The 13,201-nt window shown below is 61.3% G+C and carries 9 protein-coding genes; 4 read left to right on the top strand and 5 right to left on the bottom strand.

The annotated features are described in order from the left end of the window. Positions 1-145 precede the first annotated feature (145 nt). Positions 146-1,081, top strand: coding sequence for a DMT family transporter (locus HAD_RS05490; protein ID WP_035569870.1), 936 nt, complete (start codon positions 146-148; stop codon positions 1,079-1,081). A 9-nt stretch (positions 1,082-1,090) separates the two neighbouring features. On the opposite strand, the gene HAD_RS05485 is transcribed toward HAD_RS05490, so the two are convergent. Beyond that, positions 1,091-2,263, bottom strand: coding sequence for a CaiB/BaiF CoA transferase family protein (locus HAD_RS05485; protein ID WP_035569869.1), 1,173 nt, complete (start codon positions 2,261-2,263; stop codon positions 1,091-1,093). Between the two features lie 116 nt (positions 2,264-2,379). Between HAD_RS05485 and HAD_RS05480 the strand changes: the two genes are divergently transcribed. Continuing rightward, complete coding sequence (locus HAD_RS05480) at positions 2,380-3,459, top strand: fatty acid desaturase (RefSeq protein WP_051595940.1); 1,080 nt, start codon at positions 2,380-2,382, stop codon at positions 3,457-3,459. Position 3,460: 1 nt separating this feature from the next. On the opposite strand, the gene HAD_RS05475 is transcribed toward HAD_RS05480, so the two are convergent. Next, positions 3,461-4,864: a protein adenylyltransferase SelO family protein gene (locus tag HAD_RS05475; RefSeq protein WP_035571694.1), complete on the bottom strand. Its 1,404-nt coding sequence runs from the start codon at positions 4,862-4,864 to the stop codon at positions 3,461-3,463. A gap of 120 nt (positions 4,865-4,984) precedes the next feature. Next, entirely contained in the window at positions 4,985-7,312 is a 2,328-nt protein-coding gene (locus HAD_RS05470; RefSeq protein WP_035569868.1) for a TonB-dependent receptor, read from the bottom strand. A 380-nt stretch (positions 7,313-7,692) separates the two neighbouring features. Between HAD_RS05470 and HAD_RS05465 the strand changes: the two genes are divergently transcribed. After that, positions 7,693-10,497, top strand: coding sequence for a TonB-dependent receptor domain-containing protein (locus HAD_RS05465; RefSeq protein WP_035569867.1), 2,805 nt, complete (start codon positions 7,693-7,695; stop codon positions 10,495-10,497). A 72-nt stretch (positions 10,498-10,569) separates the two neighbouring features. Here the strand turns inward: HAD_RS05465 and HAD_RS05460 are convergent, their stop codons facing one another. Then, a complete protein-coding gene (locus tag HAD_RS05460) occupies positions 10,570-11,526 on the bottom strand; it encodes an alpha/beta hydrolase (RefSeq protein ID WP_035569866.1) in 957 nt (318 codons plus the stop codon). A gap of 64 nt (positions 11,527-11,590) precedes the next feature. On the opposite strand from HAD_RS05460, the gene HAD_RS05455 reads away from it, so the two are divergent. Beyond that, positions 11,591-12,238 carry a 2-hydroxychromene-2-carboxylate isomerase gene (locus HAD_RS05455; RefSeq protein ID WP_035569865.1) on the top strand — a complete coding sequence of 216 codons (648 nt, stop codon included), beginning with the start codon at positions 11,591-11,593 and terminating at the stop codon, positions 12,236-12,238. A 4-nt stretch (positions 12,239-12,242) separates the two neighbouring features. Here the strand turns inward: HAD_RS05455 and HAD_RS05450 are convergent, their stop codons facing one another. Continuing rightward, a complete protein-coding gene (locus HAD_RS05450; RefSeq protein ID WP_035569864.1) occupies positions 12,243-13,133 on the bottom strand; it encodes a low molecular weight phosphatase family protein in 891 nt (296 codons plus the stop codon). Between the last annotated feature and the right edge of the window lie 68 nt (positions 13,134-13,201).

Below are 13,201 nucleotides of genomic sequence, written 5' to 3'. Positions count from 1 at the left end.
CGCTTCTGTGATCAGGGCTCACGGCGAACCAGAGCAATTGCCCCGTCTGTGTGCAAGTTCCGTGCAACTTTGACATGGACTTCACCGCCCTGCCCGCCTATCCGGGCGAGCCGGGGCCCCTTCCCGGTTGGAGGACCCGCTATCCATGGCACAGCAGGTAGGTCAGAGCGGCAGACGGACGGCCAGCGACTGGGCGCTGTTTGCCCTGCTCAGCCTGATGTGGGCGGGTGCCTACCAGCTGACGCGCATCGCCGTGGACAAGGGAAATCCGGAGGCTGGCCTGCCCGCGGCCTGGGTCCTCGCCGGGCGGCTGACCATCGGCGCCGCGGTGCTGTGGGTCATCATGCTGGCCATGGGACGGCGCCTGCCGCCCCTGACCGACTTCGGGCGGTGGCGAATCATCCTCCTGATGGGCCTGACCAGTTCGACCTTCCCCTTCTTCCTGATCACCACAGCGCAGAAGACCGTCAATTCCAGCCTTGCCGCGCTTTATACGGCCGCCGTGCCCCTGTTCGTGGCCATCGGCGCCCACTTCATGTTCCGGGACGAGCGCCTGACCCTCGGCTCGGCGCTGGGGGTTATCACCGGGTTTGCCGGGGTCGCCATCCTGTTCGGGCCGGACGCCCTGCAAAGTCTCGATTCGGCCAGCACGATCGCCCAATTCATGCTGATCGGGGCGACCATGTTCTACGCCCTGTCCAGCCTGCTCGCCCGCGGCGCCCCGCCCATGCCCTCGATCAGCTTCGCCACAGGGTTTGTCACCGTCGCGGCCATCGTGACCTGGCCGTTCGCGCTGATGGTGGACCCGGCCACGGTCCATGCCGACTGGACGCACTGGGCCGGCGTCGTCGGACTCGGCATCGTCCCGTCAGCCATCGCGCAGGCGCTTTACATGCTGCTGATCGCGCGGACGTCGGCGACGTTCCTGTCGCTGACCGGTTATTCCATCCCGGTCATGGCCGCCGTGCTGGGCTTCATCCTGTTCCGCGAAACGCAGACCTGGCACGCCATGATCGCATTCGCCCTGATCCTGTCCGGCGTCTGGCTTGCCCGCCATGGCGGCGGGGACAAGACCGCCTAGAGCCACGTCCTAAAGCCCGAGACTCTGCAGCACGGTCTCGGTATCCTCCCCAAGACGCCGGGGCTCTGTGCGCACCGAGGCCGGCGTTTCGGAGAACCGCACTGGATGGCGCATGCTGCGATAGGTTCCGGCGTCGGGATGGGTGCGCTGCGCAAAGAAGTCCACGGCTTTCATGTGCGGGTCTTCCAGCACATCCTCCACGGTATTGTAGCGCATAGCCGGAATATTGGCGGCGTCCAGCAGGTCCAGCCATTCATCCGTCGTCTTGGTCGCCGCGACCTGTTCGATCAGGGCGTAGAGCTCGGTCACGTTTTCCGTGCGGGCCTGATAAGTGGCGAAGCGCGGATCCTCGAATACGCCGGGCATGCCGCCGATCTCGAAGAACTGCGCCCATTGCGCATCCGAATATGGCACAAGTCCGATATAGCCATCCCTGGTCGGGTATGGCTTGCGGTTGGGGTTGATGGAGCGCGTGTAAGCCATGCCATAGGACGGCGGCACGAAGGTCTCACCATAGAGATTCTCGACCATGTTGAAGAAGGTGAACGCTTCCAGCATCGGCACCTGCACGAACTGCCCCTGCCCTGTCTTCTCCCGGTGATACAGCGCCGCCAGCGTCGCATAGGCGGCAAACAGGCCGACCGTCTTGTCGGCCACCAGCGAGGGGGCATATTCCGGCGCCCCGCCGGAGCGCATGGCATTCAGCGCGGCAAACCCCGACGCGCCCTGGATCAGATCGTCATAGGCCTGGCGCTTTTCATAAGGCCCGCCCTCTCCAAAGCCGGCGCAATGGACGTAGACGATGTCCGGCTTGATGGCCTTCACGTCTTCATAGCCGAAGCCCAGTCGCCCCATCCCGGCCATGCGGACATTATGGAAGAAGACATCGGCATCCTTCAGAAGGGCCGTCAGCGCCGCCTTGCCTGCGTCTGTCTTCGCATCCAGCTGGATCGACGCCTTGTTGCGGTTGAGCGCCATGAACAGCGGGCCGAGATCCCCGGTCGGGGACTTGCCGGCATAGCGCATCATGTCGCCGCCCTTGCCGGCTTGCCCGCTTTCGATTTTCACGACGTCGGCACCCAGGTCCCCGAAAATCAGGGTCGCAAAGGGTCCAAGGACCACCGAACTCATGTCCACGACTTTCAGGCCAGCCAGCGGGCCGGATGCCTTCTCAACGCTCATGTCTCACCTTTGCTTCACTCGAATTGTGTCTTTTCTTAATGTTCGGGATGGAAGGTCTCTTTATCTCCTGTCAAGCAAACCAGTATGTTCTTGCGGAGATTGAAGGAGGCTTCGCCTTGGACCCGACCTTTACCCGGCAGGACCTGAAAAACGCGATTCCGGATCGCTGCTTCCGGCCGGATACCGCCCGGTCCTTCGCCTATCTTGTCTTCGATATTGCCCTGATTGCCCTCTGCTACTGGGCGCTGTCGCGCACGTCTGCCTGGTATTTCGAAGTGCCGCTGATCTTCCTGCTGGGAACCTTGTTCTGGTCGATCTTCGTGATCGGGCATGACGCCGGGCATGGCGCCTTTTCCCGCTCGCGGCTGGTCAACACGCTTGTCGGCCTGGCAACGCACGGGCCCATCCTGGTGCCCTATCGCGGCTGGCAGCGCAGCCATGCGATGCACCACATGAAAACCGGCCACCTGCAGGAAGAGGAAGTCTTCCGCGCCTGCCGGGCCGAACAGGACTGGTTCAGCCGCAAGGTTCTGTTCCGCTCCGGCATTTTCGTGCTGATCGGCTGGCCGATGTACAAGCTCGGCTTCCGGAACCTCACCACCTATGACCCCGTTCATGGCAGCCACTACCTGCCGGTCAGCGATCTCTACGCCTCCCATGTGAAATGGTCCTGGTATGCGAGCCTCGGCGTGAACCTCGCCTTCCTCGCGCTCTATATTTTCCTGGGGGTACAGTTCGGCTGGGTCTTCGCGCTGAAATATATCGTCGCGCCCTATTTCATCTATGCCGCCTGGCTGACCTTCGTGACCTATATGCAGCATGTCGCGCCGGAAGTGCCGGTCTATGATTCCGGTGACTGGTCCGGCCTGAAAGGCGCGCTCGCGACGGTCGACCGCAATTACGGCCCGTTCAACTGGCTGACCCACAATATCGGCAACCTGCACGTCATCCATCACATCTTCCCGACCATCCCGCACTATCGCCTGCAGGAGGCCACCGATGCGGTGCGGCCCGTTCTGGGTGACTGGTACATGAAGTCAGACCGGTTCGTGCTGGCGGACTTTGTCCGGACGCTGATTGGCTGTCACTTCGTGGAAAGCGAAGACGGCAAGGAAGTGTGGAAGTCCGCCTACCCGTTTGCGAAGAACTATTCCGGACCAGACGAGACCGGCCGCAAGGAAGTGCCTGCGGAATAGATCAGCTCCAGCGTGCGATGCGCAGGGCCTCGATATCCGCCAGCCTTTCTTGCAAGGCCGACCAGTCATCCGCTTCCGCAATCGGCGCCCAGAGCGCTTCGACCTCATCGATCAGCAGGGATGGCGGCACAGCGCGCTTGAAAATTGCGTGCGCCAGCCTGCCGGGCTGCATCGGATCGCGCGCAAGAATCTGCGCCTTCACCGGCGCGAAGGCCTCCCCCTCATACAGCGCCGCCTGCGGAGAGGCCGCTGCACGGGCCTCACTTGCCGCCCCGCCAAACCAGTCATGGAAGACCTGCGGCCAGGCCGCTTCGCTTTCCGTCATCCAGCCATAGAAGGCCTGCAGGAACCCGGCATCCTCTTCCGCCTCCCCTGCCGGCGCGATGCCGAGCAATGCGTGCGTGTGCGCAATGAAGCTGTCGCGATAGGCCAGCTGGTACGGCGCGAGCGCCTTGGCGAGGTCATCGGCATCCGCGCCGGTTGCCAGCAGCGCCGACGCGAGCTGTTGCAGCGCCCAGCCGCCCTGCACAGGCTGGCGACCGAACCGGTAAAGCCCCTGCTGGTCGAAATAGGCCGCTGTGAAGTTCGGGTCCGAGACTGGCAGGAACCGCCACGGCCCGAAATCGAACGTCTCGCCGGTGATGTTGAAATTGTCCGTATTCATCACGCCATGCACAAATCCGGCCGCCATCCACTGGCCGATCATCTTGCCCGTCGCGACGGCGACGCTTTCGAGCAGGTTGCAGGCCCGGCGGGCCAGGTCCGGATCGGCGGCCTGCGGATGGAACTGGTCCACGCAATAATCGACCAGCCGGGCCAGATCAGCGCCCTGTTCCAGATAGGCGAGACGCTGGAAGCTGCCGAAGCGGATATGGCTGTGCGACAGGCGCGTCAGCACCGCTGACCGGGTCGGCGACGGTTCGTCATTGCGCGCAAGCTGTTCGCCCGTCTCGATCAGGGCGAAGGATTTCGACGTGTTGACGCCCAGCGCTTCGAGATAGGATGAGGCGAGCACTTCCCGCACCCCGCCTTTCAGGGTGAGCCGCCCGTCACCCTGCCGGCTCCACGGCGTCTGTCCGGAGCCTTTGGTGCCAAGGTCCAGCAACCGTCCCGCCTTGTCGCGCAGCTGTGCAAACAGGAAGCCGCGCCCGTCCCCCAGTTGTGGATTATACACGCCGAACTGATGCCCATGATACCGGAGTGCCAGCGGCTGCGGCAGGTTTCCGGACAAGGGTTCGAACCGCCCGAAATGGGCGATCTGTCCGTCCGTATCCAGGTCGCCAAGGCCCACCTCGCCGGCCCAGCGGTCATTCCAGAAACGGACCTGATGCTGCGGAAAGTCCGCCGGATCGACAGGGTCGGCAATGAAATCGGCAAGGGCGAGAATCGGGGGCGTATCGGTCATGCCCTCACTCAGCATCCACCTGCCCCATCCGCAAGGCCACACACGAAATGGTGTGTATGCCAAAATGCAAAAGGGGCGGACGTTGCCGCCCGCCCCTCTCGGAAAGAATGTCCAGGAAGCCTAGCGCTTCATGGTGATTTCGAAGCCGATGCGGCGGCCCGGGATCAGCGGCGACAGCGTGCCAGCACCCGGGTAGTAAGCATACGGCGTGTTCGCGCCGGTCGACAGGTTGGAGCTGCCCGGCACCAGCGGCGAGACGCTACCGCCGAACGGCAGCTGCGTGTCGTTACCAGCGGTGACTTCGTCAAGCAGGTTCTTGCCGAACAGGGCCACGGACAGGCCTTCATAAGGCGTGTTCCAGGTCAGGTTGGCATCGACCATGTCGGCCTCGTTCATCCAGCCCCAGTTGTTGTCGGTGAAGGCGTTCTTGTCGCGGTGCTGGTAGTTGGCGCGCGCAACAAGCGTCCCATTGTCACCCAGGTCATGGTCGTAAATGAAGCCAACGCCATAGGTGGATTCCGGCACACGCGGCAGGTCGAGATTGAGATCACGGCCATTGATCAGACCATCGCTGGAGATGTCGTACCTGACATCCGTATATTCAGCATTGATCACGCCGACGTTTGCCGTGAGCAGCAGATTGTCGAGCACCGCATAACGGCCTTCCGCTTCGAATCCGAGGATCTCGGCATCAGCCGTGTTCAGGATGACCTGCGACACACCGGAAGACGGCGACGGCAGGTTCAGCTCACGCTGCATGTCCGAGATGTCGTTGAAGAACACAGCCGCGTTGAACTGGCCACGGCCATCTTCGGTCTGGTGCTTGAAGCCGATTTCATAGCTGTCGACGTTCTCTTCGTCGGTCGCCGAATTCAGGTTCGGGTTCGGGAAGACCGACAGGAAGAGTGCCGGGTCGGTGATCCGGAAGTTGTAGCCGCCCGAACGCACGCCGTTCGTGTAGTGGGCATACATCTGGGAGGTATCGTCCAGCTCATACTTGAAGCCGATCTTCGGCGACCAGTTGCTCCAGTCATCCTTGTTGGAGAAGCCGTTCGGCTCACCCGGGACGAATGGGTTGGTGCCGGTCGTCGGACAGGTTGCATCCACAACAGAACAGGCCGGACGCGGACGGATATAGGTGATGTCCGCATCTTTCTCTTCATAGCCATAGCGCAGGCCGACAATGGCCGTCAGGCGATCGGTCACAGCATAGTCCACCTGGCCGAATACACCGTAGACATTGTGGTCCTGGCGGCCACCACCATAGAAGGTCGCGGCGCTGAGCGTCGGCAGAGAACGGATCTCGGTGTAGCGGACGTCCTGCGTGAAGTAGAAGCCGCCGACCGTCACTTCAGCCTTGCCGAAGGTGCCGGCATAGCGAAGCTCTTCGGAGAACTGCTCCTGCGTCGACTCCGTCATGGAGTGGAACAGGGTCAGCGGGGTCGAGTCGATATCACCGGAGGTCTGCCCCTCGACATCACGATAGCCGATGATGTTGGTGATACGGCCATTGCCGAAGTCCACATCGATGTCGGTCCGCAGCGTGGCGAAGGTGGCATTGCTGTCCTGCAGGCCCGGATTGTTGATCGAGAAGTCGAACGAGTCGCGGTCGAAAAGGCCGCGGTTCTGAGCCGCCGGGCCGTCACCGCGCGTATCGAAGCGCTCGACCTTGCCAAGGAAGGTGATGTCGTCGGTCGGCATCCACTCCAGGGCGCCGCGGACGATGGAAGTCTGCGCTTCGCCCTGATTGTCGCCATTGTAGAGGTTCTTGAAGTAACCGGCGTCAGAGTTGTAGTAGACGCCCAGCTTGCCGTTCAGTTTGCCTTCGACCAGCGGGCCGGACACGGTGGCCTGCACGGTGGAGTTCGGGCCGCCGCGATCATCGTCGATCGGGGTCTCGACGCTTCCGCGGGCTTTCCAATGGAACTCGTCCGTCGGGTTGCCGGTGTTGATCAGCACTGCGCCGCCGGTCGTGTTACGGCCGAACAGGATGCCTTGCGGACCGCGCAGGATTTCAACGCTGTCCAGGTCGAACAGGTCGAGCACGACGCCGCTGTTGGTGCCGAGATAAACGCCATCCACGAACACGCCCACAGTCGGGTCGATGGACGGGATCGACGAGTTGATGCCGAGACCGCGGATGGAGAAGTTTGCCACGCCACGCGAGGTGCCGACATCCGTCAGGTTCACGTTCGGGGTCGAGTAGCTGAGCGATCCGAGGTCGCGCACATTCAGCGCGTCCAGCGTATCGGAGTTGAAGGCCGTAACGGCTACCGGAACGTCCTGGACGTTCTCGACATTGGCCTTCTTGGTTGCGGTGACTGTGACGGTGCCGAGCACCTTGTCGATCGCGGATTCGCGTTGGGGGGTGGTTTCCTGAGCGTGGGCTGCAGACGTCAGAAAAAAGACCGCAGAAGCGGTCGCAAGCAAGCTATGCTTGAGCGCCATGGTTTCCTCATTTGAGTTCAAGTTGATCTGGGAGAAATATTCGTACCCGTTCTCATGCGGGCTATTTCCAACTTAGCAGCGAGCCCTGAAGCATTCACAGTAGTCTCACAGTCGCACCCGAATATTTTGGTCGAGTGTTACAATAGAGCCACAATCCCCCAAAACTGGGCACACAAGCGCCCAATACTTGCGCATTTCAAACACCAATCAGGCGAATGACAACGTTGTGCACGGGCAAATATTTCGCGCCGGGCCGTTCTTCTGCTGCGCCGCACAATATTTTTTCCTGTTCGAGAGGTCTTAGGTCTGCCTATCCTGCCCTGTCGTGAGAGCAAATCCGGACATCAAGATCCGGTGCCTCACACAAACGGAGGAAACAAATGAGACAATCAATCAGGCTACTGGCGGGTACGTCAGTGGCATCCCTGCTTCTGGCTCTGCCAGCCATCGCCCAGGAAGGTTCGGAACTTCGCCAGTCCAAAGTGACCGTCACTGGTTCCTACATTGCCGGCACCCCCGAAGACGCGGCCCTGCCAGTCGACGTTCTGACCGCCGGAGACCTCAAACTCGAAGGCAGCCCCAGCATTGACGAACTGATCCGGAACCTCGGCGTATCGTCGGGCACCGACAGCCAGACCAACCAGTTCGCCTCGAACGGCCTGGAAGGCACATCCAACGTGAACCTCCGCGGTCTCGGCCCAGGCCGGACACTGGTGCTGCTCAATGGCCGCCGCCAGGTCCTTCACCCTTATGCGATCGGTGAACAGGCACAGCTGTTCGTCGACACGAACATGATTCCAACTGCCGCGATCGGCCGGATCGAAGTGCTGAAGGATGGCGCCGCGGCGCTCTATGGTTCAGACGCCATTGCCGGTGTTGTGAACTTCATCACACGCGACGATCTCGAAGGTCTGGAAGTCAGCGGTAACTATCAGACGTATGACGGCACGGATGGTGAGTATCAGCTCAGTGCCGCCTATGGCCTGCAAGGCAATGACTGGAACTGGGTCACGTCGATTGGCTATTCGTTCAAGAACGAAGTTCCGCTGCTCGAAAAGGACTGGGCCATCCTGCCTTACGCAGACAACCCGGTCGGGGGCTGGTCTTCGCTCTCCAACCCCGGATATTACATTCCGCTGAATGGTGGCTCGACGGTTCTGGATAATGGCTGTACCGACGTCGGCGGTATTGTCGTCGGCACCTGCCGGTTCCAGTTCACTCAGTTCGACAATCTCGTTGAAGAGGAAGAACGCTACAACATCTACTCCGAATACAATCGCGAGATCGGTGGCGCGAATCTGCACCTCGAAGCCCTGTGGGGCAAGACAGATGTGCCGAGCTGGAAAACCTCGCCCTCCTATCCGCCGCAATCCCTGTTGAATCAGGTCGTCCCTGCGACCCATCCGGGCTTGCTGCAATATGTGGCTGACAATCCGGGTGCAGCTGACCTCGCTGACCTTGGGGCCCTTTACCTTGGCCGTTCGTTTGGCTGGGGCGGCTTCCCTGCGACTGGAAGCTCTCAGGAAGGCTTCCGGAAGTATGATACGCTGCGCCTGTCCGGTTCGGTCGATGGTCAGTGGTCGAATGGTGTCAATTGGGACCTCGGCCTGACCTATCACAGCACCGAAGGCGAACGGGTCACAAACGACACCTATATCAATGGCCTCACCATTGCGCTTCAGGGCTTCGGTGTTTGTGGCGATCCGAATTCGGGTGATGTGCCGGCAGGGGCTGTTCCTGGCCAGGGCGGTTGTGAATACTACAACCCCTTCTCCAACGCCATTGCAGCCAATGCCGTCACGGGTGTAGCCAATCCGAACTACGTGCCAGGTCTCGAGAATAGCGTTGCGCTCGCTGAATGGATGACCGACGGCGTCGGGTCTGTTGTGACCTCCGACCTCATCGTTCTCGATGGCGTCGTTTCCGGCGAGAGCGGCATTCAGGCTGCTGGCGGCGGAATTGGCTGGGCGGCCGGTTTCCAGGTTCGCCGTGAAGGTTACGAAGTCGATCCAAATGAAGTGACCGACCTCGCCCTCAATCCGGGTCCGGCCGGCAACGGTCCGTTCTCCTTCCTGGCGGGCACCAACGCGCTGGATGAGGATCAGACGATCTACGCTCTGTTCGGCGAACTCCAGATCCCGCTCTATGACGACCTCGATGTTCAGGTCGCCGTGCGCTACGAGGATTATGGTGGCAATACGGGATCGACGTTTGACCCGAAAGTCGCAGCCAAGTGGCAGGTGACGGATAACTTCTCGTTCCGTGGATCGGCACAGACCTCGTTCAAAGGCCCGACGCTGAACCAGAACAACAATGCTGTCGCCACAACGCTTCAGTATGTTGCTCCGGCACTCGCGTTCAAAGCCGTGGACCAGTTTGGCAATCCGGATCTGTCACCGGAATCGGCCTTCAGCTTCAACCTGGGTGGCATCTATGAATCCGGCGGCTTCTTTGCCTCGGTGGATTACTACAACTTCGACTTCTCTGATCCGATCATCGTCGAAGACCAGGCAAGCATTGTGAATGCTGCAGTTGCTGCACTTGCCGCCGGAGACACCGAATCCCCGATCCTTTCGCGGATTACCTTCAACGACCCGACTGCTCCATCCGCTGGCACCATTTCCCGTGTTCGCACGAACGTGACCAACGGGCCGGGTATTGAAACCTCGGGTGTCGACGTCCGCATGGAAAACAACTTCGGCAACGTCTTCGGTGGCGGTGCTGAATTTACCGCCGGGCTCGATGCGTCCTACATCATCGAATACGTCGTTGACGATTTCGAGATTGAAGGTGTCATGATCGAGGGGGGTGACCGGGTTGGCCAGTTCAACCGCGGAAACTTCTCGCGTTCCCTGCCTCAGTGGAAGGCGAACCTGTATGGCAACCTCGCCATGGGCGATCACAATGTTCGCCTGATCATGCGTCACGTAGACAGCTACAAGGACGAACGGGCCTCAGCAGCACGTGGCGGTGTCGGCGCCAAGATCGACAGCCAGACGACGTTTGACCTGTTCTACAACTGGCAGGCACCGTACGGCTTTGACCTCGGTCTTGGCGTGGTCAACCTGACGGACGAAGATCCGCCGTTTGCGGCCTTCGACCTCAGCTACGACCCGTACACCCACAATCCGTTCGGGCGGACGTTCAAGATCAGCCTGACGAAAAAGTTTGGCCCTGGAGAGTAATTCTCTCCTAGAAGCCGACATACCTGGGCGGTCCTTCGGGACCGCCCTTTTTCTTTGGTTTTTTGAAATGCGTCAGATCGCGCCGAGCGCCCGGCCCGTCACCTGCCCGGCATCGCGGATGGCGATCCGGATCGTGTCAGACAGGGCTGTCAGGTTCATGAAGCCATGGACCATGCCGGGATATTCCCGCACCGTCACCGGCACACCGAAACTGGCCATCTTGTCGGCATAGGCCAGCCCCTCATCGTGCAGCGGGTCCCAGCCGCACAGAACGAAATGCGCCGGCGGCAGGCCGCGGAAACAATCCTCCGCCGCGAACAGGGGCGACACGCGAATATCCATCCGGTCTTCCGGCGTCGCCAGATAGGCATCGCGGAAGAATTCGAAGAGGTTGGCCGAGATGAAAAAGCCGCTTTCATTGAACGGCATCTTCTTTGTACGGATGTCGGCAAACTGCACCAGTGGATAGAGCAGCAGCTGGAACGCCGGGGCCGGTCCGCCGGTCCGGTTCATTTCCTGCGACAGAAAGGCTGAGAGATTGCCGCCCGCACTGTCACCCGACACGGCCAGCCGCTCGGGGTCGAGCCCCAGCTTGCCGGCATTGTCCTGCACCCAATGCCAGACATTCAGCGCATCCTCGTGTGCGGCCGGGAATTTGTGCTCCGGCGCCAGCCGGTAGTCGACCGAGACAACCCGGCACCGGGCCCCCTCCGCCAGTCGCTTGCAAAGCATGTCATGGCTTTCAAGGTCGCCAATGACGAAGCCGCCGCCATGGAAGAAGATGATCCCCGGCCCCGGCGCGATGCCTGCCCCGAGCGGCGTGTAGACGCGGGCCTTCACCCCGCCCGGCCCGGACGGCACGGTCATATGGGAGATATCGGCCATTTCCGGCGCGTCTTTCTCGATGGCATGGCTGGCCAGATAGAACTGGCGGCGCAGACGGTCAGCCGTGGTCTGCCAGTCCAGACCCTTGAGGTCCGGCATGGTGAACCGGTCGATGAATTGGCGAAGGGTCTGGTCGAGAGTCATGGCAGGCAAGATGGTATCGAAATTGGTCCTTGTGAAGGCGGCATGAAGACGTCAAACTATTGGCATGAGAACTGTCGATGTCTTCTGGTCGTTCCGCTCGCCATATTCCTATCTGGCAACGAAGCGCCTCCGCGCCCTCCCCTCAAAATGGGAAGTACGCGTTCGCCCGCGTCCGGTCTATCCGATCGCGATTCGAACCCCCAATTTCTTTCAGGAAATCCGCCCGCAATGGGTGCCCTACCTGATCCGGGACTATGTCCGGAATGCGCAATATCTCGGCCTGCCGATCGGGCCGCTGAACCCGGACCCGGTCGTGATGGACATGATGACCCGCGAGATCTCGCCCGAGCAGCCCTATATCGGCCGGCTCACCCGGCTCGGCATCTTGGCGTGCGAAAAAGGCGATGAGGAGGGCTGGGCCTTCATGGACGAGATCTCCACCCTGATCTGGTCCGGCGGCGCCTGGACCGAAGGCACCGCGCTGAGTGAAGCAGCGGCCCGCGCGGGATTTGACCTGGAAGTCCTGGATGCACGCCAGGAAGCCGAGATGGACCGGCTGGAAGCCGTGATCGCCGCAAACCAGGCCGAACAGGACCCGCATCATTGGGGCGTGCCGCTCATGGTGTTCGAGGGCGAGGCTTTCTTCGGACAGGACCGGATCGACCTGCTGGAATGGCGGCTGGGCGAATCCGGCGTCGCCCGCAAGGACTGACGCCTCAGAAAGCGACCCCGGTCCGGAAAGCCGAGGCGCCATTTTCTTTCATTTCCCGGGCCGCTTCCGCAAGGAGGCGGCCTTTTGTTTCCTGCGGCAGGGTCTTGGCTGCTGTCACGGCCGTGGCGCCGAGATTGCAGACATTCACGCCTTTCAGCGCCTTCCTCGCATCGCCGCCAGACTGCAGCGACACGATCAGGGGCAGGACATCCGGATCGGCCATGATCGACATGACCATGCCCTGAAGTGCCGCCTCGTCGGCGCGGGTCATCTCACCGCGCTCGACCGGGTGGGTGCGCGCATCCTCGATCGCGATCATCAGGCCGGTCATCACGTCAAACGAATAATCGTTCAGCGGGGCTTTGACTTCTGCCAGCGTCTGCTCGAAGACATCCGGCTTCTGGAATTCGATATCCGCCAGGTCGGCATAGCGGCCGGCATCGCACCATTTGCTGCGCTTGCGCGATGCCGTGCGCAGCTTGTTACGGGTCATGTCCAGAATATCGTCGACATGTTTCGTGTCGGCTTGCGCCAGTTCGCCGGCATGGTCGCGCAGCACGGTCTCGGCATGCGCCATGACGAGGCCAGTGACGGCGGCTTCGTCCAGCTTGCCGGCCTGCATGATCTCGCCGGAGAGGGCCATCTGGGCTTCCGGATCCACCTTGCCGAGGGCGATGAAATAGGCCTCGGCCGCTTCGCCGGGCAGGTCCGGCATGTCGATCGTCAGTGAGGACACCCGGTCCCCCAATGGCGTGTCATGGCCCGCCGCGTTTTGCGGCAGGCTGAGCACAGCGAAAAACGCGCCGCACACAACCGTCAATGTTATCAATGCGAACAGCGCGTTCTGCCGGCCGGACGCAGACGCAGAATTTGCCTTGCGCGCGTCGAAGGTCATGATCTCTCCCCACGAAAATCCGACGGCAGATTTACATGGAAAAGCCTTCCAACGACTTAAACTTGCAA

This window comes from Hyphomonas adhaerens MHS-3 (assembly GCF_000685235.1).
Taxonomy (GTDB): Bacteria; Pseudomonadota; Alphaproteobacteria; order Caulobacterales; family Hyphomonadaceae; genus Hyphomonas; species Hyphomonas adhaerens.
This window is presented reverse-complemented; position numbering and strand designations above follow the sequence as displayed.